General features: G+C 40.0%; 16 protein-coding genes, 2 rRNA genes and 1 pseudogene. 5 read left to right on the forward strand and 14 right to left on the reverse strand.

Features of this window, described 5'->3' with window-relative positions; genetic code table 11:
- Window positions 1-12: 12 nt before the first annotated feature.
- The 6 genes from rseP to rlmH all read right to left on the reverse strand — a co-directional run bounded on the left by rseP (window position 13) and on the right by rlmH (window position 4,698).
- Window positions 13-1,260: an RIP metalloprotease RseP gene (gene rseP / locus PYW30_RS09450; RefSeq protein WP_014025467.1), complete on the reverse strand. Its 1,248-nt coding sequence runs from the start codon at window positions 1,258-1,260 to the stop codon at window positions 13-15.
- 175 nt (window positions 1,261-1,435) lie between these two features.
- Entirely contained in the window at window positions 1,436-2,230 is a 795-nt protein-coding gene (locus PYW30_RS09455; RefSeq protein ID WP_003133509.1) for a phosphatidate cytidylyltransferase, read from the reverse strand.
- Entirely contained in the window at window positions 2,227-2,964 is a 738-nt protein-coding gene (locus PYW30_RS09460; RefSeq protein ID WP_003133511.1) for an undecaprenyl pyrophosphate synthase, read from the reverse strand. The genes PYW30_RS09455 and PYW30_RS09460 overlap by 4 nt, the downstream gene beginning before the upstream one ends.
- Before the next feature lie 200 nt (window positions 2,965-3,164).
- On the reverse strand, window positions 3,165-3,500 hold the full coding sequence (yajC, locus tag PYW30_RS09465) for a preprotein translocase subunit YajC (protein WP_042219624.1): 336 nt from the start codon (window positions 3,498-3,500) through the stop codon (window positions 3,165-3,167).
- A 74-nt stretch (window positions 3,501-3,574) separates the two neighbouring features.
- Complete coding sequence (locus tag PYW30_RS09470; RefSeq protein WP_042219626.1) at window positions 3,575-4,222, reverse strand: DNA alkylation repair protein; 648 nt, start codon at window positions 4,220-4,222, stop codon at window positions 3,575-3,577.
- Window positions 4,219-4,698: a 23S rRNA (pseudouridine(1915)-N(3))-methyltransferase RlmH gene (gene rlmH, locus PYW30_RS09475; protein ID WP_003133515.1), complete on the reverse strand. Its 480-nt coding sequence runs from the start codon at window positions 4,696-4,698 to the stop codon at window positions 4,219-4,221. The genes PYW30_RS09470 and rlmH overlap by 4 nt, the downstream gene beginning before the upstream one ends.
- A gap of 303 nt (window positions 4,699-5,001) precedes the next feature.
- Here rlmH and PYW30_RS09480 point away from each other — a divergent pair, with 303 nt between their 5' ends.
- From PYW30_RS09480 to PYW30_RS09495, 4 genes are all read left to right on the forward strand, one after another.
- Window positions 5,002-6,219 carry a S1C family serine protease gene (locus PYW30_RS09480; RefSeq protein ID WP_042219629.1) on the forward strand — a complete coding sequence of 406 codons (1,218 nt, stop codon included), beginning with the start codon at window positions 5,002-5,004 and terminating at the stop codon, window positions 6,217-6,219.
- Between the two features lie 97 nt (window positions 6,220-6,316).
- Window positions 6,317-7,315 (forward strand): LTA glycolipid anchor biosynthesis glycosyltransferase, IagA/BgsA family, encoded by a 999-nt coding sequence (locus tag PYW30_RS09485; protein WP_042219630.1) that lies wholly within the window; start codon window positions 6,317-6,319, stop codon window positions 7,313-7,315.
- A 12-nt stretch (window positions 7,316-7,327) separates the two neighbouring features.
- Window positions 7,328-8,662, forward strand: coding sequence for a glycosyltransferase family 4 protein (locus PYW30_RS09490; protein ID WP_042219632.1), 1,335 nt, complete (start codon window positions 7,328-7,330; stop codon window positions 8,660-8,662).
- A gap of 50 nt (window positions 8,663-8,712) precedes the next feature.
- Window positions 8,713-8,937 (forward strand): DUF1797 family protein, encoded by a 225-nt coding sequence (locus tag PYW30_RS09495; RefSeq protein ID WP_003133519.1) that lies wholly within the window; start codon window positions 8,713-8,715, stop codon window positions 8,935-8,937.
- Window positions 8,938-8,963: 26 nt separating this feature from the next.
- Here PYW30_RS09495 and PYW30_RS09500 read toward each other — a convergent pair whose 3' ends face one another.
- The 4 genes and pseudogenes from PYW30_RS09500 to tgt form a co-directional block, all read right to left on the reverse strand.
- Window positions 8,964-10,013, reverse strand: a complete 1,050-nt coding sequence (locus PYW30_RS09500) for a BMP family lipoprotein (RefSeq protein ID WP_042219635.1) — start codon at window positions 10,011-10,013, stop codon at window positions 8,964-8,966.
- 158 nt (window positions 10,014-10,171) lie between these two features.
- Window positions 10,172-10,921, reverse strand: coding sequence for a tRNA1(Val) (adenine(37)-N6)-methyltransferase (locus PYW30_RS09505; protein WP_019298937.1), 750 nt, complete (start codon window positions 10,919-10,921; stop codon window positions 10,172-10,174).
- Window positions 10,922-11,004: 83 nt separating this feature from the next.
- Window positions 11,005-12,972, reverse strand: a pseudogene (locus PYW30_RS09510) (alpha-amylase family glycosyl hydrolase).
- Window positions 12,973-13,078: 106 nt separating this feature from the next.
- Window positions 13,079-14,227 (reverse strand): tRNA guanosine(34) transglycosylase Tgt, encoded by a 1,149-nt coding sequence (tgt, locus tag PYW30_RS09515; protein ID WP_042219637.1) that lies wholly within the window; start codon window positions 14,225-14,227, stop codon window positions 13,079-13,081.
- 134 nt (window positions 14,228-14,361) lie between these two features.
- Between tgt and PYW30_RS09520 the strand changes: the two genes are divergently transcribed.
- A complete protein-coding gene (locus PYW30_RS09520) occupies window positions 14,362-15,096 on the forward strand; it encodes a DUF975 family protein (RefSeq protein ID WP_014025476.1) in 735 nt (244 codons plus the stop codon).
- A 10-nt stretch (window positions 15,097-15,106) separates the two neighbouring features.
- Here PYW30_RS09520 and PYW30_RS09525 read toward each other — a convergent pair whose 3' ends face one another.
- From PYW30_RS09525 to PYW30_RS09540, 4 genes are all read right to left on the reverse strand, one after another.
- The gene (locus PYW30_RS09525) at window positions 15,107-16,285 is read right to left on the reverse strand and encodes an MFS transporter (RefSeq protein ID WP_042219640.1); all 1,179 of its coding nucleotides are present in this window, start codon (window positions 16,283-16,285) and stop codon (window positions 15,107-15,109) included.
- 562 nt (window positions 16,286-16,847) lie between these two features.
- On the reverse strand, window positions 16,848-19,463 hold the full coding sequence (polA, locus tag PYW30_RS09530) for a DNA polymerase I (RefSeq protein ID WP_042219643.1): 2,616 nt from the start codon (window positions 19,461-19,463) through the stop codon (window positions 16,848-16,850).
- A gap of 56 nt (window positions 19,464-19,519) precedes the next feature.
- Window positions 19,520-19,635 (reverse strand): 5S ribosomal RNA (gene rrf, locus PYW30_RS09535).
- Between the two features lie 84 nt (window positions 19,636-19,719).
- Window positions 19,720-22,621: ribosomal RNA gene (locus tag PYW30_RS09540) — 23S ribosomal RNA — on the reverse strand.
- Window positions 22,622-22,645 lie beyond the last annotated feature (24 nt).

Below are 22,645 nucleotides of genomic sequence, written 5' to 3' on the forward strand. Positions count from 1 at the left end.
ATTTTTCGTTTCTTATCTAATAAAGGCTCGGAGAATATCATTCCAAGTCACAGCAATCATCAGAACCACCATAAAGACAAGACCCACAAGTGTTAAAATTCCTTCTTTTTCTTGTGAAAGTGGTTTGCCTCGTAAGGCCTCAACAATATTGAGGACGATTTTCCCTCCGTCAAGGACGGGGATTGGGATTAAATTGACGATTCCCAGATTGATTGAGAGCATGGCAAGTAAAGCGATGATGGATAATAGTCCTTCTCGGGCTGCTTGTCCACTTAAATCATAAATAGCGACAGGTCCACCAAGTTTATCAAGGCTTGGCTGTGCTATAAGATTGCCTAAAGCTTTAAATATCAGTGTGGCTGCGTTAGCAGCTTGGGTAAAGCCACCCGTTAGTTTATCTAAAAAGCCCGTTTTAATTGTCTGAGTGATACCAATGCGATATCTTCCGTCAATTTTTTCTGGTTTGAGCTCTAGTGTCTTTGATGCGCCATCCCGTTCAATATCCAGCTTGATTTCACTGCCGTCATTTGCACTAATCCGTTGGACAACTTCTTGCCAGTTGCCCGTTTTTTCGCCATTGACTGCTTGGATTTTATCTTTTGGCTGTAAACCTGCCGAATAAGCAGGGGTACCCGATTGCACTTGTCCGATTTGATTTGTATTAGAAGGTACACCACCTTGCATAAAAGTGATGATGATAAAAGCTATAATCCCTAAAATAAAGTTATTTAAAGGGCCAGCAAAATTTGTTAAAATCTTGCCGAGAACGCTAGCACTTTGATATTGTACATCTCGTGGAGCGATACGAAGTTCCGTTCCATCAGCTTCAATAATTGTTGCGTCATGGTCAACTGAATAACGTTTTATTTCACCAAAAACTTCTCCTTCAATGAAAAGAGCTTCTTCAAAATCGTATTCAGTGACCAGCATGGGGACACTGTTTTCCAAAGTTACCCGTTCAGAAAGATTAATTTTAACCACCTGATTTTCAACAATCATCAAAGATGCCGGGGTCCCTTTTTTTATTTCCGTTGTATCATCGCCCCAGCCCGCCATGCGTACATAACCTCCAAGAGGAAGTATACGAATGCTATAAAATGTGCCATCTTTGGCTTGATGTGCAAAAATTTTGGGCCCCATTCCAATGGAAAACTCGCGAACTAAAATCCCCGCGCGTTTGGCAAAGAACAGATGACCATATTCATGTACAACAACAATAATACCAAAGACAATGATAAATGTTACCAATGTTTGAATCAATAAAGATCCTCCCTTAATCTTCTAGCTTTTCATCAGCTTGTGAGCGAATAACTTTAAAGGTGTATTTATTTCTTATTTTCTTTGAAACAAAACCCTCCTTAACACTCTATTTTACCGAAAGCGTAATAAAATGTGAAGTGAGAGTATTTTATTTCGTATTATTTTACCTCTAGGCTTAGAACAAGCCTAATAAATGCATAATTGGGAAAACAAAGATGAGATTGTCAAAGCGATCAAGTACGCCTCCATGTCCCGGTAAAAGTTTCCCTGAATCTTTTACCCCATAATGACGTTTGATACTTGATTCTACCAAATCACCGATCTGTCCTACAATAGAGAAGACAATAGTGAAGAGAACAAGTTTTACGAAGCCAATTTGAGGCAATTCATTTTTGTAAAAGAGGAACATAAGAGCTGCAACGACTACTGCAGATAAGATACCTCCAATAGAACCTTCTACAGTCTTGTTCGGAGAAACATCAGGAATTAATTTTCGTTTCCCAATTGATTTCCCAACAAAATACGCCCCAATATCTGTAGACCAAACAATAAATAAGGCCAAAAAGACGACAGCTAATCCACTCTCACGGGCCAAGAGTAAGCTTTGGAAGCCAATACCTACATAAAAGGCTGAGAGAAAAGGAAATCCAATATCTTCGAAACTATATGAACCTTTGGAAAAAACCATAGCTGTCAACATGCCAAATAAACAAAGCATGAAGAGAAGGGTACTTCCTTCAACATCCATCCCAAAGAAATATTTTCCAATCGGCAAAGCCAAAAATAGAGCTGCCATGGTTGATAATATTCCTTCAAAAGACATCAATTGTAGTTTGTGCATTTTGAACAATTCATTCATCGCTATAATAACCAACAATGCTATTAAAATTTGAAAATAGGCACCGCCTGCCAACATTAGGCCAATAAAAACGGCTCCTCCGATAATAGCAGTGATTATACGCTTTATCATTTTACTCCTCCATATCTGCGATCACGTTTTTGAAACTCTAAAATAGCAGCATCTAAAGCTGCTTCATCAAAATCTGGCCAAGCTACATCTGTAAAATAAAGCTCACTGTAGGCAGCCTGCCAAGGCAAAAAGTTAGACAAGCGTAATTCCCCTGATGTCCGGACAATCAAATCTGGATCCCGTAAATCTTCAGGTAAAATTGCTGTCTGCAAATGAGCGGAAAATTCTTCTTCTGTAATTTCCGTCAAATCTTTCCCACTTTTTGCCAGCTCTTGAATAGCCAAAAGGATATCCCGACGCCCGCCATAATTCATGGCAAAGTTAAGAATCATTCCTGTGTTATTGGCTGTTTCAGCAGCAGCACGGTCAATTGAATTCAAAGTTGCTTTTGGTAAACCTTCACGCTCACCAATCATCCGAATTTGGATATTTTCTTCATTAAGAATTGGAAGATATTTACTATAAAAATCAATGGGCAAACTCATGATAAACTTGACCTCATCCATAGGACGAGACCAGTTTTCTGTCGAAAAAGCGTAAACAGTCATTACCTTTACACCACGTCTTTGTCCGTGGATAGCTGCTGTCTTTAGGGCATCCATTCCAGCTTTATGACCAAAGATTCTTGGCTTCCCTTGACTTTTAGCCCAACGGCCATTTCCATCCATAATTATTCCAATATGCCGTGGCACTGGAATTTGCTCTTGCGAGTTATTTTTTAAGTTATTAAACATAGCACCTCACAGTTAGTACTCCCATTTTATCATATTTTGGATAAAAACACAGGTAAATTCGATGCATTTTACTCTGAAGTCGCTGTAGCAATGGCTCTCTAAAGAGAAAAAAACCTGTTTTTTTTCAATACAATCTTGGTGTTTTCGAAAAACAAAAAGCCTATCACTCGTGATAGGCTTTTAAACTTATCTTTTACTGCTTATTCTTCGATTGGGTTATCTTCTTTTTTAATTTCTTCAACAACTGTTGTTTCAGAAACTGTTGGTGCTGCAGCAGTGTTGTTTTTTACTGTTTTAACAGCTGCACGGTCAAAAGTCAAAATAACGCCTTCACAATCTAATTCGATAGTTGCATCAGCTTCATTCATACCGCTCAAGACACCGTGTAAACCACCAATAGTTACGATTTCTGCGCCAATAACCATTGAGTTCAATTGTTCTTGACGTTGTTGTTGAGCTTTCTTTTGGCTACGGTTCATGAAGAACATCATCCCACCTACAACAACAACCATAAAGATCAAAGACATAACATTCATTTATTAAATTCTCCTTTAAAACATTGATTATCCACAGACAATAGGACTATTATAGCACATTTTGTAAGGGCTGTCTATAAATACTTGGACGCTTCACGTAAAGACAAATTTGCAAGTTTTTCTTCATTTTCTGAAAGAAAGTGGGCAACCCATTTTGGATGGGTCTTCGAATAATCTCTTAAAGCCCACCCGATAGCCTTATTAATAAAAAATTCCTTTGACCCCAGATTATTTCGAATTACTGAGGACAGGAGTTCCGTATCTGTTGCTTCTTTAAACCCGAGCTGACAATCAATTGCGATGCGACGTATCCAAAAATTTTCATCTACTGACCATTTCAATATATCTGGTGACTTTATCTTCCCGCTAAGCAAGAGATATCCCACCAACTCATCCAAGCTATCCACTGTTTCCCACCAAGATTTAGTCGTTGCCAGCTGATAAATTTTTGGCAAATCTGTAGCTTCTAGATACTTCTTCATTTTTCGGAGATAATCACACGCCAAATATTGAAATTCTCTTTCTTCTTCCGACCATAAGAAATCAACAAGTTGCCAATCGATGACCTTTTCTTGAGCTTTTTCCTTTAAAAAACTTTTTGAGAGTTCGCGACGAACCGGTGTCGGAAGCCCTAAAAATTTAAATTGGTCGCGCAAATACGCTTCTTGCTTCTTTGCCTTTTCTGTATCCGTATGGGCACGAAAGTCTTCTACAATTTTCATTTATGATAGGCACTCCCTCTATTTATCATTTGTGCACGATAAATTTGCTCAATAAGCACAAGACGCATTAATTGATGGGGTAAAGTAAATCGTCCAAAAGAGATTTGTACATCACTGCGTTTATAAACAGCATCGGATAATCCCAAAGATCCCCCAATTACTAAAACCAAGTGGCGTGTGCCATAAATTTCACAGTTCTTCACGAATTCGGCCAGATTCTCACTGGTCATTAGCTTGCCTTGAATGGCAAGAATAGCCAATTTATCCCCATCATCGATTCGAGCCAGTATTTTTTCACCTTCTCGATTTTTCACTGCTTCTTTTTCCTTGTCTGAAGCATTGTCGGGAATTTTTTCATCCGGCAACTCAATAATTTCCACAGGGTTCATCGTGCGCATACGCTTTTGGTATTCGGCTATGCCATCCTTGAGGTACTTTTCTTTCAACTTTCCTACAACAATTAATTTTATCTTCATTCTTCTATTTTATCTTTTTCCCCAGTTGAAAGCAAAATGAAAGCTAGATTTATCAACATTTTTCACAACTTATCCACATTCTTGTGGAAAATCTGTGAATTTTATTCACTTGTTCACAATTATTATTGACTTTTACACAGAAGTGTGGAAAACTTCTTTTTCTATTTCCATTTTAGTGGCTTTTAAGGTATTATATAAATGTGAGTATCCCGCAATTATAAGTATTATATTAAAGATTATTTAAGGAATGTACATTATACTTGTGTATAAATATTTCTTACTGGAAAAGGAGATTCTTGTACTATGGCAAAGAAAAATATCGCCTCATTACTTATTACGGGCGTAGCCGGAGGTGCTATCGCTCTTGGAGGTAGTGCTATCTACCAAAACATGACCAACACACCATCATCTAATAACACTTCGGACAATTCTGTAAGTACGGTTAACGTCCAAGTCAATACAGATACCACCAAAGCAATCAAGAAAATTTCGAACACTGTTGTTTCCGTTCTTAATTACCAAAAATCGTCCTCAAGCAACGATTTTGAGAAGATTTTAGGTGGAGGCGATACAAGCAGCAATGACAGTAACACGCCACAGCTGGCTGGTGAAGGTTCTGGTGTTATTTATAAAAAGGATGGCAATACAGCATACATCGTCACCAACTATCACGTGATTGAAGGTGCTTCTTCCTTAGAAGTTCTCATGGCTGGCGGCCAAAAAGTTACTGCTGAAGTTGTTGGTTCTGATGCTTATTCTGATTTAGCTGTCCTCAAAATTGATGCTAAGTATGTCAAAGAAACAGCAACATTCGGTAACTCTGACAAACTTACTGTTGGTGAGCCCGCTATCGCGGTTGGTTCTCCTCTTGGAAGTGAGTATGCCAACTCAGCAACGGAAGGGATTGTTTCAAGTCTTAATCGTAATGTTACGCTGCAAAACAGCCAAGGCCAAACAATTAATGTGAACGCAATTCAAACCGATGCAGCAATTAACCCAGGTAACTCTGGTGGTGCACTCATAAATATTCAGGGACAAGTCATCGGTATTACTTCAAGTAAAATTACCTCAACACCAAGCGGAACAAGCGGCAGTGGTGTTTCTGTAGAAGGAATGGGCTTTGCGATACCAGCCAATGATGTGGTCAATATTATCAATAAGTTGGAAAAAGATGGCAAAGTTATTCGACCTGCTCTCGGTGTACAAATGGTCAACTTGTCAAGTCTTTCACAAAATATGTTGGCTTCACTTAATCTTCCTGAAAATGTGACAAATGGTGTTGCTATCGCTGAAGTTCAATCAGGAATGCCTGCTGCCAAAGCTGGACTCAAGCAAGGTGACGTTATTGTCAAAATCAATGATGACGAAATCACTTCAAGTATGAACCTTCAAAGTACACTTTATAAGTCATCGATTGGTGATACGATTAAGGTAACTTATTATCGTGACGGAAAACAAGCTACTGCAAATATCAAGTTGGATAAGACAAGTAGTGACATCAACTTTGACAAACAAAATTAAAAAATTACCTCCCCTTGAAGCAGGGGATTTTTTTGATAAGGAATTATAATAAATATTTATTTTTTGTTAATAGAATTATGGTAAAATAGTGACAAGCATGAAAATATTACTTTATTTAGAAGCCGAACAAATTTTGAGCCGCTCAGGAATTGGTCGTGCGATGAAACATCAACAAAGAGCATTGGATCTAATGCAAGTAGAGTGGACCCAGAACCCCAATGAGGACTATGACATTCTCCATCTCAATACTTATGGCCCCCAAAGTTGGCGGATGCTCAAAAAAGCTAAAAAAGCTGGGAAAAAAGTCATCTTCCATGGCCATTCTACAGAAGAAGACTTCCGAGATTCATTTCTCGGTTCTAACTTAATTTCACCTCTGTTTAAACGCTACTTGATGCGCTTTTATCGTCAAGCTGATTTGGTGATCACGCCTACAGACTATTCAGCTGGGCTTTTACGTGGCTATGGCTTGACTTGCCCTATCCTGCCTATCTCCAATGGGATTGATTTGAACAAATATCAAGCAAAGCCTGAAAAAGAAGAAGCTTTCCGCCAATATTTTAAGATTAAAGACGAACAAAAAGTGGTCATTTGTGCCGGACTTTATTTCAAACGGAAGGGTATTGACGATTTCGTTAAAGTTGCCGAAAAAATGCCAAATGTCCAGTTCATCTGGTTTGGTTATCAAAACCTCTGGACCATTCCTGGTTGGATACGTCGACTCGTTAAAAAGAACCATCCTGATAATGTATGCTTTCCTGGTTATATCAAAGGCGACATTTATGAGGGAGCAATGACTGCTGCTGACGCCTTCTTCTTCCCTTCACGTGAAGAAACCGAAGGTATTGTGGTTTTAGAAGCATTGGCCAGTCATCAGGATGTTGTGGTACGTGACATCCCAGTTTATAAAGGATGGCTCGATACCACGTCAGCTAGTTTAGCCACAGATGTTGACGGTTTTGTAGCGGAGCTCGAAAAAGTACTGAACGGCACAATTGATAAAACAGAAAATGGCTATCAAGTTGCACAAACACGCGCCATTGAGCATGTCGCCGCTGAACTCGCTGCTGCTTATCGCCAAACCTTGGAGTTATAAAAGAGAAAGACTATGAGAATCGGAATTTTTACAGACAGCTACTTCCCACAAATTAGTGGTGTGGCTACAAGTATTCAAAGCTTGACTATTGAGTTAGAAAAACTCGGGCATCAGGTTTTTATCTTTACTACAACAGATCCCCACGCTGATGTCGATCATGAACCTGAAAATATCATACGTTTCCAAAGTGTGCCATTCGTGTCACTTGCTGAACGTAAGATTGTAATCAAGGGAGTTTTTGCTGCTTATCAGATTGCACAAACTTACCAGCTTGATATTATCCACACACAAACAGAGTTTGGGATGGGACTCTTAGGAAAAATGGTCGCGCAACAGCTTCAGATTCCTGTCATCCATACTTTACATACAAAATATGAGGATTACGTCCATTATATTGCTAAGGGACATCTGATACGCCCAAGTATGGTGAAGTATATCATCAAAAACTTCCTTCGTGGTAGCGAGGCTATTATTTGCCCAAGCCAAATGGTCTTAGATACTGTGAATGGCTATGGCATCGACTTGCCTAAACGAATTATTCCCACAGGGATTGATTTGTCTCGTTTCAAACGTGATGAAATTACACACGAAGAGATTCAAGACCTACGTCATAGCTTAGGCCTTAAAGATGATGAAACAATGCTTCTTAGTCTCTCCCGGATTGCGGCAGAAAAAAATATCCAAGCAGTTGTGGCAGCCTTGCCACAATTGGTTGAACAAATTGCTGTAAAATTGATCATTGTCGGAGATGGTCCATATATGAAGAATCTTCAAGAGCAAGTGACTGAGTTAGGGATGGAAGAATACGTTGTCTTTACAGGAGCTGTAGAAAATACAAAGACGGCTTACTACTATAAAGCCGCAGACTTTTTCATTTCAGCCTCTACTTCTGAAACACAAGGTTTAACTTATCTTGAAGCACTGGCTGCCGGTACACGTGTTCTAGCAACCGTAAACCCATATCTCACACAGCTTATTGATGATAAGGAGTTTGGCCGTCTCTTTGCTTCTGATGAAGAAATCGTCGATACGGTCATCGCAGCGGTACGGGAAAGCCAAACAATTGATCAAGAAAAATTTGCTAAAAAATTGTACGAAATTTCTGCCGAAAACTTTGCACAACAAGTATATAACTTCTATCAAGACACTATCGTTGAGTATCAAGCACGTAAAAATTCTGAGCATTTTTTAGAAGAATTTGATGTCGTTACTCAAAAATGGTCAAGACAAATGAAACGTTCTATTCGTAGAGAAAAAATTAGGGCACAATATTTAACAAAAAAAGCAACTAAACTCGCTAAAAATCTACAGAATTATGTTAAAATAGATAAAGAAAATATGAAATAAGGCTTGTGGGACAATTAAAAAGTCCCTTAAAATAAGCATTGGAGGAAATAATGAAATCACATTTGATGGCAATCATGGATCGTTTGAATCGTTTGATTGAAACGGCTGATCCAAAAGAAACTTACAACTTTGAACGCGAAGGTGAAGTTATTGCAACTGTAAGCTTCGTGCCAGAAGAAACTGCCTTTTCTATCAAATATCCAAAACAAAAAGATGTTGCTATCTTTGATGATATCGACCTTGTAGCAATTGAACTTTACGATATGATTTATTAAAAAAAAACCATCCTAGATGGTTTTTTTTATTTTTCCGGCACTGTAACTTTACCATCAATAATATTTTGTTTTGCTGCTTCAACTTCTTTCCAAGTTTTATCGGATAAGTTATCTTTGGCAAGACTTACCCCACCATTTTTTAGGTTGTAGTTAAGAACTTGCCCGCCAGGGAATTTATCCTCCTTGGTTTTGTTTGCAATATCTTTTACAGCAACGCCAACTTCTTTAACAGATGAAGCCAAGACAAAGTTAGAATCTTTTCCGTCTTTAGATTTATAATTTCCAAGATACTCTTGATCTTGGTCTACTCCAATGACCCACACCTTATCTGCTTCATTTTTTGTGGCATTAAGAGCTTTAGCTTCAGAAAAGACACCGGCACCAGAACCGCCTGCTGCTTGATAAATAACATCGTTACCTGAACCATACATTGCTGCAGCGATGGTTTTACCTTTGGCTGCATCAGTAAAGGTACCCGCATATTGCACTTCAATTTTTATATCAGTGTTCACTGATTTTACCCCAGCTGTAAAACCTTTTTCAAATGCAGTGATAATATCGGATTGCATCCCGCCAACAAAACCGACTTTATCTGTTTTAGTGGTTTTTGCTGCAGCTACCCCCGCCAGATAAGCTGCTTCTTGATCTGCGAAAGTTGCTGAGGCAACATTGTCTTCTCCTTTTATCACTGAATCAATAATTGTAAATTTTGTATCAGGATTATTTTTGGCTGCCTGTGAGGTTGCTTCTTGGAGGTCGAATCCTACACCGAATATCAAACCATAGCCTGCTGAAACAGCGGAATTAAAGTTGGTTGTATATTCAGAAACAGCACTTGCGTTAAAGTAGTTGATGCCTTTTGATTGTGACAAACCATTTTCTTTGCCCCACTCTTGTAGGCCCTCCCAGGCAGATTGATTAAAGGAACGGTCATCTACCCCACCTGTACTTGGAACAAGTGCTACCTTTAAGTCTGTTGCAGCACCCGCTGATTCAGTATTACGTCCTCGACAACCAGCTAGAACAGTTACTGAGGCAAGTGCAAGTGCGCCAAGTGTTAAAATTCGTTTATTCATTAAATAAAATTCTCCCCAAATTTAATAGATACCTACTATAACATAAGAAAAGACTTTTTGAAAATATTTTCTCACAAAATTCGACTTTTTGTAAAACTTTACATTTTTTCTTATAAAAAAATACCAGATAACCTCTGGTATAATCTCTCTTAAGACGTTTATGCTTCACCATAATAGATTTTGTGAACTTCTTCTGTATAAGCGCCATCCTCTCCATGAACAATCAAAGGTGGAAGAAAAACTTCCCCCCCAGCTTTCCCATCTTTAATCGCATCAATCAGTAGTATATTTGCTGCTTGATTGGCTTTGGGATAAACAAACTGAATGCGTTTGGGAATCAGATTATGAGCTCTCATTTTATCTACAATCTCAAAAAAACGATCAGGGCGATGGACCAGAGCCAAATGACCATTTGTTTTTAAAAGACGCTTACTGGTTTCAAAAATTTCATCAAGATTCGTCGCTAACTCATGGCGTGCAAGTGTGTAATGGTGATTATCATTAATATGGCTCGCCTCATCCAACTTAAAATATGGTGGATTACAAAAAATTAAATCAACTGTTGAGGTATTGATATAATCTAAAGACTTGTTCAAGTTATCATTGATAACAGTCATTTGTTCTTCTAAGCCATTTAGTTTAATAGAGCGCTGTGCCATTTCTGCTAGACGCTCTTGCAGTTCAATTTCTGTAATATGTGCTTGGGTCATGGAGCTAGCAAAAAGGCCTACCGCTCCATTTCCCGCACACATATCCACAATTTTTCCTTTTTTAGGAAGGCGCGGAAATCTTGCGAGGAGAATAGCATCAATCGAAAAGGAAAAAACCTCTCGACTTTGAATAATCTGGACATTTGATGCCGCGATTTGATCTATGCGTTCACCAGCTTTTAATTCGATTTTAGTCATTCTTCTATTATACAATTTTCATTTCTAAAATTCCTGATGAAAAGAAAGGATGCAAAAAAGCGAGGCAACGCTCGCTCTAACTTTTACAATTGAAAAACCATTGCTGTGCGGGCAGCTAATGAAAGTTCAAGTTTCCCCGTTTCTTTTTGATGAGAAAAACTTGATCGAGGACCAAATCCTCCATATTTTTGATCATCTGTATCGAGGAGAAATGTCGGCGGATTATCTACATCAAGCTTTAGTTTCTTCTCCATGGTGGGATGGAAATTAAAAACGAACAGCAAGCTTCCCTTACGATAAGCTAAAAGCTTGTCCTCATTTTTTATCCAGTATTGTTGCAAGCTATCACTTTGTTTCAAAAAGTGATAGTTTTTTTCTAAAGCAATCATATCATGATCGAACTTGAGCAGGTAGTGGTACCGCAAGTTCTCCTTTTCTGCGAGAGACCATTGACGACGAGCATGTTGAAAACTGTCTTGGTTGCCTTCTCTAGGGAACTCTAACCATTCTGGATGACCAAATTCATTTCCCATAAAGTTAAGGTAGCCTTCTCCAGCTAAACTAAATGTAATCAAGCGTACTATTTTATGCAAGGCAACGGCTCGGTCAACCACCATTGATGCACTATGGATATCCATCGCATCATAGATTGCTTCATTTGCCAGCCACATCATGAGCGTCTTATCGCCGACCAAAGCCTGATCATGACTTTCCACATACCCAATATTCTTTTCCCCGGGACGGCGCGTGGTTAATTCCCACCAAAGTTGCATTAAATCAAGCTCTTCATCAGATTTTTCTTTAAATTGCTTAATCCAATAATCCGGCACCCCCATCGAAAGACGATAGTCAAACCCAATCCCTCCCTCAGAGATAGGAAGCGCCATTCCTGGCATAGCCGACATGTCTTCGGCAATTAATGTTGCCTGTGGGTTCACTTGATGGACAAGTTCAGTCGCCAACATAAGATAAACAACTGCTTCGATGTCTGTATCTGTTGAAAAATACTTCTTATAACTATCAAAACTTGTACCTAACCCATGATGATGATACAACATACTCGTAACTCCATCAAAGCGGAAACCATCAAAATGATAAGTCTCTAACCAAAACTTGAGGTTAGATAAAAGAAAATGAATAACTTCATCTTTCCCATAGTTAAACAATTTTGTATTCCAAGCTGCATGCTCACCACGCGCACCTTGATGGAAGTACTGATCACTACTTCCATCAAAAAGATTCAGACCATCTCCGACATTTTTTACAGCATGTGAATGGACCACATCCAACAAAACACGAAGTCCCATCCCATGTGCTGTATCAATTAAAGCCATCAAATCCTCAGGTTTTCCGAAACGGCTTGATATTGCAAAAAAGTTCGAAACTTGATAACCAAAACTTGCATATAAGGGATGCTCCATAATGGCCATAAGCTGTATCGTATTGTATCCCGCCGCCTTGATTCGCGGCAAAATATCTTGCGTAAATTCTTGATAGGTATTTATTTTATGCTCTTCGCTAGAAATTCCAATATGAGCTTCATAAATAAGTGGTGCTTCCTCTTCTAAGAGAGGGGACGAATGCTGAAATTGATAGTCTGGGGCAACAATCACACCGTCCAGTTCGAGGTATTCATTTTGAACAGCATAGAGCGCATAAGACGGCACTCTATAAACTTCAGCTCCGTTGATAATTAGTTTAACCTTAACCTTGGAGCCAAGTGGTAAAGCTCCTGGTACAGCTATTTCCCATGTGCCACCCTAAGCTGCCTTCAGTTCATGTTTGTCTGTCCAATCATTAAAGTCCCCTACTAAAAAAGCTTTTTCAGCATGAGGGGCCCATTCACGGAAAGTCCAATACTCTTTTTCTTGTTGAAAGCCAAAATATTTATGACCATTGGCAAAATCTGTAAGCTTCCCCTCCATTCCAAGTAATCTCTTCTTCGTTCTGGAAAATTCAAATAAGCGGTAGGACAAGTCCGCCTTATAGGGTTCTAGGTACGGATCATACTGCAAAATATTTAACATTCTGAGAAACCTCCTCTTCATCACGGTGACAATCTTTTCCTTATTTTACCATTTTTAGATGTTGGATTATATTTTTATGAGGGATTTAAACAAAAACAGAGAAAACGTAAATTTTCTCTGTTTTTTATTTTTAAAAGTTCTTAGCATTTGGCTTATTGTAGCCATATTTTTCACAAAAATCTTCTCTAAATTCTAGAAGATTATCATCCATGATAGCTTGACGAACATTTGTCATCAAGTTAATCAAGAAATGCAAATTATGGTAGCTTAAAAGGCGCAGTCCAAACGTTTCATCTGCCTTGAATAAATGGCGCAAATAAGCACGGGTGTAGTTTGAGCAGCAATAGCAATCACATTCTGGATCAAGGGATGTGAAATCAAGCTCATATTTGGCATTTTTAATATTCACACGGCCGAAACTTGTCATTGCTGTACCATTACGCGCAATACGTGTAGGGAGTACACAGTCAAACATGTCTACACCACGAATAACACCGTCAATCAAACTGTCAGGTGCACCAACCCCCATCAAATAGCGTGGCTTATCTTCTGGTAAAAGTGGTGTTGTAAAGTCAAGGACGGCATTCATCTCAGCGTGTGACTCACCTACAGCAAGCCCCCCAATAGAATAGCCAGGGAAATCCATGCTGACGAGATCACGCGCAGATTGGCGGCGTAAATCTTCAAAGCCAGCACCTTGTACAATACCAAAAAGTCCTTGATCATGTGGACGTTGATGCGCTTTTAAGCCACGCTCTGCCCAACGAGACGTACGTTCCACAGAAGCTTTGACGTAATCATAAGGTTGGTAGAAAGGGGGACACTCATCAAAGCTCATCATGATATCAGAGCCTAAATTATTTTGGATTGAAATTGCTTTTTCTGGATTGAGGAAAAGTTCGCGACCGTCAAGATGACTTTTAAACTTAACCCCTTCTTCACTGATATTCTTCTTGTTTTGTACTAAAGAATAGACTTGGAAGCCGCCACTATCTGTTAAAATAGGCTGATCCCAGTTCATAAATTTGTGCAATCCGCCTGCTTGAGCAACAAGCTCGTCTCCTGGACGAAGCCACAAGTGATAGGTATTGGCAAGAATAATCCCAGAACCCATCTCTTTGAGTTCTTCTGGAGATTGTGTCTTAACCGTGGCTTGTGTCCCTACAGGCATGAACATAGGTGTTGGAAAAGTCCCATGTGGCGTTATAATTTCACCGAGACGCGCGCCTGTATGTTTTTCTTTTTTAATCAGTCTGTATTTTATTGCATGTTCAGTCATGTAAACTCCTTTAAACTTCTACAAGTATACCAAATTTCTTGGATTTTGCCCAGCCGATCTATGCCTCCCTTTCTCTAAAAGTTTTTGGTTGTGAAGCCCCGTCTTTTATGGTATTCTAAGAAATGGAGGATACTATGAAGTTTAAAGATTTAAAAGAAAGAGCCAAGGACGCTCTGAGAGAAAACTTTGGCGCTAAATTACGTTTGTTCTTGATTCCAATTTTCTGGGGAATTATCTCAACAAACATGACTTACCAATCCAATTATAATTCCAATATGGATACGGTCAATAATTTTGATGCCAATACTATGACCACAGGACTATTACTTTCTATACTCCTAGGAATACTTATCGGCGGGTTGATTGGTCTTATGATCTCGGTCATTATAGATGTCATCACCGTTGGTGCACGTTTCAATTACATTAAAATATACCGTGGAGAAAGAGAAAACCCACGCTTTAAAAATGTTTTTACTCCTTTTAAAGACGGCAGTTGGACGAAAATTTTTGTTCTTCACTTAGTGACTGCACTTCTCATTGCTCTTTTAACGGTGACGATTATTGGTATTCCTTTTGCTATATATCTTGGCTTAGGTTGGTCTCAAAAAGATTACATTCTTTTTGACCAATTAGAATCTGGGACTTATACTGGTATTTGGGGCGTGCTTAATGCATCTGCTCAAGTAATGCGTGGATCACGTGGGGAATATTTCCTCTTCTTGTTGAGCTTCATCTTATGGTATATCCTCTCAGGTATTACTTTAGGTCTTGCTAAATTCTGGACAACCCCATATATCGAAATGTCTACTATCGCTTATTACCAAAACTTAATCGATACGAAGAGACACATGAATCAAACTGCATATTAAAAAGAAGCTCCTACTGAGCTTCTTTTTTTACTTTTTTCCCATGAGTGAAATAGTAGATAACAATGATTAAAACGATAAATATTGCTGATGCATAATACAAATTACGATAACCTAAAAACGGAACGAGAAGTCCCATGATGAAGGGACCAAAGCCTACACCCATATCTAAAAAGCCAAAAAATGTCGATGTGGCTACACCTAAACGATCAACGCCTGAGCTACGTATTGCAATAGCTTGACCAAAAGGTGAAAATGAACCATAACCCAGCCCAATAAAAATAGCAGCCAGTAGTAGAAGGATTGAAGACTGTGCCAAGCCGATCAGTAGCAAGCCAATTGCAAAAAAGATAAAGACAGGGTACATCACATAATTATCACCTTTGATATCAAAGATACGACCGGTTACAGGCCGTGAAACCAATATGGCTAAGGCATAAATAAGGAAAAACAGAGAGCCAGCGGTTGCAAGCCCAATTTCTGAGGAATAGGTATTCATAAAGGCCAAAATACTTGAATAAGCAATACCGATCAACATACCTATTACAGAAATAGAAACAGCTTTCTTTTCAAAATAATTTGACCAAGAGAATTTCTTCTTAACGCTTTCTGTACGCGCTACAGTTGTATGAGGCACTTTAATAAAGAAGATACCAATAAGTGCAAGCAGCAAGAGCACATTTGAAAGGTGAATTAAGAGTGTAAAACCATATTTACCATAAAGAAACATGGAGAGGAAAGGGCCAATAGCTGAAGACATCGTTACCGATAAAGCATAATAACCGATACCTTCACCTCGGCGAGAAGAAGGAACCGTTGCTCCTGCTAAAGTCCCTGAAGCTGTTGTTGCTATACCAAAACCAATCCCATGCAGGAAACGAAGAACAAGCAAGCTCTCAACGCTTGGTACAAGATAGTATGCCAAGCCAAAGAGCAAATAAATACTTGTCCCCATAAGGAGCATTTTCTTAACGCCCCATTTAGAAATGTTGTTCCCCGCCCAAAGACGTGCAAATAAACTACCAACAATAAAAAGTCCTGTCAAAATTCCGGCTGTACCCGCTGAAGCATTATACTTTGCCATCGCGTATGTACCAATAACAATCGTTGGAATATAAAATACTAAATAATATATAAAATTGAGTAGCATATTAATAATAAAACTTGGTGTCCATAACTTTTCTTTTTTCATTTTTCTCCTTTTCTTGTATCCGCTATCAATCAAATAAAAAGCAGGAAAACTCCCGTTTCCGAGAGCTTATCCTAGCATTTTTTGATTATAGCCTAATTTTAGTTACATATTATTATATCACTTTTCTGCCTATTTTAATTTCCTGAAGCTTCACATTTTACTCCCGTGTTCGCCGACATAAGTTTTACGAACAGCAAAGGAGGCCATTTAAAATTCATTCGAAAGACTGATTATTTCTAAATTTTAGAATGTTATAATAAAGATATAAACAAATCGAAAGGGTTACTGACTATGCTATTCTTATTCTTCTTTATTCTATGTACTTATCTATTTCTCAAGGGCTTTGTTAAATTCATCTTGCCATTGCTTATTTTTATCTTCCTTGCAAAAATTTTTCTGGGCGGTCTCTTTCTCTTCTTCAATACCCATTTCCTTTTCACACTAGCGATTATTGCTTTCTTCATCTGGTTAATTCGTACGGTGAGCAGTCAAAACTACCGCTAAATAAAAAACACTCTCTAATCAATAGGGAGTGTTTTTTATATTCTATAATTCAAAAAGCTTATTTTGCTTCATACCAGCTGTCGCCCGTATTTTCATCTGCAATTAAAGGAACGTTTAACTCGACCGCAGATTCCATGGTTTGTTTCACCAAGTTTTGAACCGCCGTAAGTTCTTCCTTAGGTACTTCAAGAATAATCTCATCGTGAACTTGCAGCAACAATTTGGCTTTAAACTTGCCTTCTGACAATGCTGCATCAAGGTTAATCATGGCAATTTTCAAGATATCGCCGGCTGACCCTTGAATTGGGGCATTAATAGCTTGACGTTCTGCACCCTGACGCACCATGAAGTTGCGATTATTGATTTCTGGCAGTTTACGACGGCGGTTAAACATCGTGCTTACGTAACCTTTATCCTTGGCTTCACGTTTTGTTTCTGCTATATAATTTGCCACTCCTGGATAACGTTCAAAGTATGCTTGGATCATCTCTGCTGCTTCCTTATTGGAAATACTCAAGCGTTTAGCGAGTCCGTATTCTGTTTCTCCATAGGAGATACCAAAATTGACAGCTTTCGCATTGCGACGATCATTAGGCGTAACATTTTCGGGCTTGTCTATGTTGAACACACGCATTGCTGTACTGCTATGAATGTCAGCGCCATGATTAAAGGCATCAATAAGATGTTCGTCTTTAGACATATGTGCCAAAACCCGAAGTTCAATTTGTGAATAGTCGGAACTTAACAGAATGTTATTTTCAGCAGCTACAAAAGCTTTGCGAATCAAGCGTCCGGCTTCTAAGCGTACTGGAATATTCTGCAGATTTGGATCAATCGAGGAGAGACGCCCTGTTTGGGTTAAATCCTGCACATATCGTGTATGGATACGTCCATCTTCGGCTATTTGCGGAATCAAACCTTGCACATAAGTGGATTGTATTTTTGAGATTTGACGATATTCAAGTATTTTGGCCACTAATTCATAATCTTGAGCCAAGTTTTCTAAAATATCTGCTGCTGTTGAATAGCCTGTCTTTGTTTTTTTCCCATGCGGCAACTGTAATTTTTCAAAAAGAATGACTCCAAGTTGTTTAGGTGAGTTGATATTAAATTCTTCACCTGCAAGTGCATAAATTTGTTCAGTTAAATCAGCAATCAGCTTTTGATTTGCCGCACCAATTTCTTCTAAGGTGCTTACTTCAGCAGCTATTCCTGCTATTTCCATTTTAGCTAACACGTTGGCCAGGGGTAATTCCATTTCCGTCAGAAGATGATATTGTTCATTTTCCTCGAGATTTTGGATCATTACTGCTTTCGTTGTGGCCAAGACATGGATTTTTCCTGCTAAATGTTTGAATAAAATTTCATCTTCAGGGATACGACGTTTTGCTCCTTTGCCGTAAACTTCTTCATCTGTAGATATATACTTGTTCGCAAATAATCGACCAATCGTTTCAACCTTATTATCTTCCGTTGTAGAAATAAGATATTTAGCTAACATACTGTCGTACTTGGCTGTCGGTAGTTCAATTCCTAAGCGATGAAGCAAAACTTTATTTTTCTTAAAATCGTATGTATTTTCTGGAAAGACAAAATGCTTTAAGAGTTCTGTATTCTTCGAGACAAAAACTTTTTCTTCATTTCCCCAAGCAAAGCCAATGATTTCTTCTTTGTGGTAATTTTCATTTAAAATTTCGATATAAAAGAAATCGTCTTTGTCCACTAAAATATCTGCTGCTTCTTCCACAACTTCAAAGCTAAGTGTAACCTCATCAGCCTCAGCCGTTTCGAGTTTGGCTTTGAATTGCGCAAATCCCATCTCATCATAAAACTTGATCAACTCTGCTGCATCCACAGGTTTAATCAAAGTATCAGCAAGATCAATTTCAATTGGAGATTTCGTATCAATCGTTGCAAGAGTACGAGATAAAAAGGCCATTTCACGGTCAGCAATAAGATTTTCCTTCATCTTACTTTTCTTAAGTGAATCAATATTCTCATAGAGATTATCGATAGAACCCCACTCTTGAAGCAACTTCAAGGCCGTCTTTTCACCGACTTTTGTTACACCTGGATAATTATCCGAACTATCCCCCATCAAACCTTTAAGATCAATAAACTGTTGTGGGGTTAAGCCCGTTTTTTCCATTAAATAAGCAGGTGTGAAGCTTTCAAACTCAGCGACGCCCTTCTTCGAAATTTCCACTGTCGTATTGGAGTCCACTAACTGAATCAAATCCTTATCCCCAGTTACGATTGTGACATCATAATCACCAGCTTCAGGGAGTTCAGCCATTTTGTCTAAAGTACCAATAATGTCATCTGCTTCATAGTTTTTAAGCTCATAATGATTATAGCCTAACTTTTCAATCAGCTCCTTAATAAAGGGCAGCTGTTCACGGAATTCATCCGGTGTACGTGCCCGCCCATCTTTGTAAGCAGCGAACATTTCCGTTCTAAAGGTTGTTTTTCCTGCATCAAATGCAATCAGAACATGATTAGGTTCTAATCTTTCGACCAAATTATTAAGCATAAGATGAAAACCATAGATCGCATTGGTATGTAAGCCACTTGGAGCCACAAAACGATCTACCTGATTATAGAGGGCAAAAAAAGCCCGAAATGCTAATGAAGATCCATCAATAAGCAGTAATTTATTTTTCTTGTTTTCCATAACTCCTATTATACCTTAAATTTATAAAAAAAAAGAAGCCTTAGCTTCTTTACTTCACTTGGCATTTACCATATCTCACAGGGGGCAACCCCCAACTACTTCCGGCGTAATAGGACTTAACTTCTGTGTTCGACATGGGAACAGGTGTATCTCCTATGCAATGAATACCAAATCATGGTCTGAATGTATTGAACACTCAAAACTAAATAACAATCTCTTGATAAATAAGTAAAGCTAAACTCATATGTTCTATTACTTGGTAAAGTCCTCGAGCTATTAGTACTGGTCCGCTCCATCCCTCGCAGGACTTCCACTTCCAGCCTATCAACCTGATCATCTCTCAGGGCTCTTAATTCATAAAGAATGGGAAATCTCATCTTGAGGTGGGCTTCGCACTTAGATGCTTTCAGCGCTTATCCCTTCCCTACATAGCTACCCAGCGGTGCTCCTGGCGGAACAACTGGTACACCAGCGGTAAGTCCACCCCGGTCCTCTCGTACTAAGGGCAGATCCTCTCAAATTTCCTACGCCCGCGACGGATAGGGACCGAACTGTCTCACGACGTTCTGAACCCAGCTCGCGTGCCGCTTTAATGGGCGAACAGCCCAACCCTTGGGACCGACTACAGCCCCAGGATGCGACGAGCCGACATCGAGGTGCCAAACCTCCCCGTCGATGTGAACTCTTGGGGGAGATAAGCCTGTTATCCCCAGGGTAGCTTTTATCCGTTGAGCGATGGCCCTTCCATGCGGTACCACCGGATCACTAAGCCCTAGTTTCCTACCTGCTCGAGTTGTAGCTCTCGCAGTCAAGCTCCCTTATACCTTTACACTCTACACATGATTTCCAACCATGTTGAGGGAACCTTTGGGCGCCTCCGTTACTCTTTAGGAGGCGACCGCCCCAGTCAAACTGCCCGACAGACACTGTCTCCCACGCCGATTATGCGTGTGGGTTAGAGCAACCATGAAGCAAGGGTAGTATCCCAACAGCGACTCACTTGAAACTAGCGTCCCAAGGTCAAAGTCTCCTACCTATCCTGTACATGCTTCACAGGTACTCAATATCAATCTGCAGTAAAGCTCCATGGGGTCTTTCCGTCCTGTCGCGGGTAACCTGCATCTTCACAGGTACTAAAATTTCACCGAGTCTCTCGTTGAGACAGTATCCAAATCATTACGCCTTTCGTGCGGGTCGGAACTTACCCGACAAGGAATTTCGCTACCTTAGGACCGTTATAGTTACGGCCGCCGTTTACTGGGGCTTCAATTCAGAGCTTCGACTAATGTCTAACCCCTCCTCTTAACCTTCCAGCACCGGGCAGGCGTCACCCCCTATACATCACCTTGCGGTTTAGCAGAGAGCTGTGTTTTTGATAAACAGTTGCTTGGATCTTTTCACTGCGGCTGTATTTCTACAGCACCCCTTCTCCCGAAGTTACGGGGTCATTTTGCCGAGTTCCTTAACGAGAGTTCTCTCGATCACCTGAGGCTACTCGCCTCGACTACCTGTGTCGGTTTGCGGTACGGGTAGTATTGAATTAAACGCTAGAAGATTTTCTTGGCAGTGTGACATCAAGGGCTTCGCAACCGTAGTTGCTTCCCCATCACAGCTCAATGTTAAAGGAAAATGCATTTGACACATTCCACACCTCACTGCTTAGACCAGAATCCATTAACTGGCTCCCTTTAGCCTACTGCGTCCCTCCATCACTAACAATACTAGTACAGGAATATCAACCTGTTGTCCATCGACTACGCCTTTCGGCCTCGCCTTAGGTCCCGACTAACCCAGGGCGGACGAGCCTTCCCCTGGAAACCTTAGTCTTACGGTGGATAAGATTCTCACTTATCTTGCGCTACTCATACCGGCATTCTCACTTGTAATCGCTCCAGCACCCCTCACGGTATACCTTCATCGCTGATTACAACGCTCTCCTACCATTTAATTAATATTAAATCCACAGCTTCGGTAATATGTTTAGCCCCGGTACATTTTCGGCGCAGGTCACTCGACTAGTGAGCTATTACGCACTCTTTGAATGATAGCTGCTTCTGAGCTAAACATCCTAGTTGTCTGTGCAACCCCACATCCTTTTCCACTTAACATATATTTTGGGACCTTAGCTGGTGGTCTGGGCTGTTTCCCTTTCGACTACGGATCTTAGCACTCGCAGTCTGACTGCCGCACATGTGTATTAGCATTCGGAGTTTATCTGAAATTGGTAACCCGAGATGGGCCCCTCATCCAAACAGTGCTCTACCTCCAATACACTTAAATTGCGACGCTAGCCCTAAAGCTATTTCGGAGAGAACCAGCTATCTCCCAGTTCGTTTGGAATTTCTCCGCTATCCACAAGTCATCCAAACACTTTTCAACGTGTCCTGGTTCGGTCCTCCAGTGCGTCTTACCGCACCTTCAACCTGCTCATGGATAGGTCACTAGGTTTCGGGTCTACATCATGATACTAAAGCGCCCTATTCAGACTCGCTTTCGCTACGGCTCCGCCTCTTCAGCTTAACCTCGCCATCATAACGTAACTCGCCGGTTCATTCTACAAAAGGCACGCTCTCACCCATTGACGGGCTCGAACTTCTTGTAGGCACACGGTTTCAGGTGCTATTTCACTCCCCTCCCGGGTTCTTTTCACCTTTCCCTCACGGTACTGGTTCACTATCGGTCATTAAGGAGTATTTAGGCTTGGGAGATGGTCCTCCCGGATTCAAACTGGATTTCGCGTGTCCAGCCCTACTCAGGATACTGCTAGGTATAAAGTCTATTTCAAATACGAGGCTATTACTCTCTTTGGCTTACCTTCCCAGGTAATTCTTCTATAGACTTTAAGTCCACGTTGCAGTCCTACAACCCCAAGAAGCAAGCTTCTTGGTTTGGCCTGTTTCCCGTTCGCTCGCCGCTACTTAGGAAATCGTTTTTTACTTTCTCTTCCTGCAGGTACTTAGATGTTTCAGTTCTCTGCGTTACCTTCGCGTAAGCTATGTATTCACTTACGGATACTATGCATAACATAGTGGGTTTCCCCATTCGGAGACCTAGGGATCAATGCGTACTTACTGCTCCCCCTAGAATCTCGTCGTTAGTCACGTCCTTCTTCGCTCTTAATGCCAAGGCATCCACCGTGCGCCCTTATTAACTTTGCCATTAAAACAAGTATAAGTTTTTTC

The sequence above is a fragment of the Lactococcus garvieae subsp. garvieae genome, from assembly GCF_029024465.1.
Classification (GTDB): domain Bacteria; phylum Bacillota; class Bacilli; order Lactobacillales; family Streptococcaceae; genus Lactococcus; species Lactococcus garvieae.

Excerpts from the sequence above, each read along its gene's own strand:
- PYW30_RS09455 (WP_003133509.1), bottom strand. The coding sequence starts at position 2,230 with ATGATAAAGCGTATAATCACTGCTATTATCGGAGGAGCCGTTTTTATT.
- PYW30_RS09460 (WP_003133511.1), bottom strand. The coding sequence starts at position 2,964 with ATGTTTAATAACTTAAAAAATAACTCGCAAGAGCAAATTCCAGTGCCA.
- yajC (WP_042219624.1), bottom strand. The coding sequence starts at position 3,500 with ATGAATGTTATGTCTTTGATCTTTATGGTTGTTGTTGTAGGTGGGATG.
- PYW30_RS09470 (WP_042219626.1), bottom strand. The coding sequence starts at position 4,222 with ATGAAAATTGTAGAAGACTTTCGTGCCCATACGGATACAGAAAAGGCA.
- rlmH (WP_003133515.1), bottom strand. The coding sequence starts at position 4,698 with ATGAAGATAAAATTAATTGTTGTAGGAAAGTTGAAAGAAAAGTACCTC.
- PYW30_RS09480 (WP_042219629.1), top strand. The coding sequence starts at position 5,002 with ATGGCAAAGAAAAATATCGCCTCATTACTTATTACGGGCGTAGCCGGA.
- PYW30_RS09485 (WP_042219630.1), top strand. The coding sequence starts at position 6,317 with ATGAAAATATTACTTTATTTAGAAGCCGAACAAATTTTGAGCCGCTCA.
- PYW30_RS09490 (WP_042219632.1), top strand. The coding sequence starts at position 7,328 with ATGAGAATCGGAATTTTTACAGACAGCTACTTCCCACAAATTAGTGGT.
- PYW30_RS09495 (WP_003133519.1), top strand. The coding sequence starts at position 8,713 with ATGAAATCACATTTGATGGCAATCATGGATCGTTTGAATCGTTTGATT.
- PYW30_RS09500 (WP_042219635.1), bottom strand. The coding sequence starts at position 10,013 with ATGAATAAACGAATTTTAACACTTGGCGCACTTGCACTTGCCTCAGTA.
- PYW30_RS09505 (WP_019298937.1), bottom strand. The coding sequence starts at position 10,921 with ATGACTAAAATCGAATTAAAAGCTGGTGAACGCATAGATCAAATCGCG.
- tgt (WP_042219637.1), bottom strand. The coding sequence starts at position 14,227 with ATGACTGAACATGCAATAAAATACAGACTGATTAAAAAAGAAAAACAT.
- PYW30_RS09520 (WP_014025476.1), top strand. The coding sequence starts at position 14,362 with ATGAAGTTTAAAGATTTAAAAGAAAGAGCCAAGGACGCTCTGAGAGAA.
- PYW30_RS09525 (WP_042219640.1), bottom strand. The coding sequence starts at position 16,285 with ATGAAAAAAGAAAAGTTATGGACACCAAGTTTTATTATTAATATGCTA.
- polA (WP_042219643.1), bottom strand. The coding sequence starts at position 19,463 with ATGGAAAACAAGAAAAATAAATTACTGCTTATTGATGGATCTTCATTA.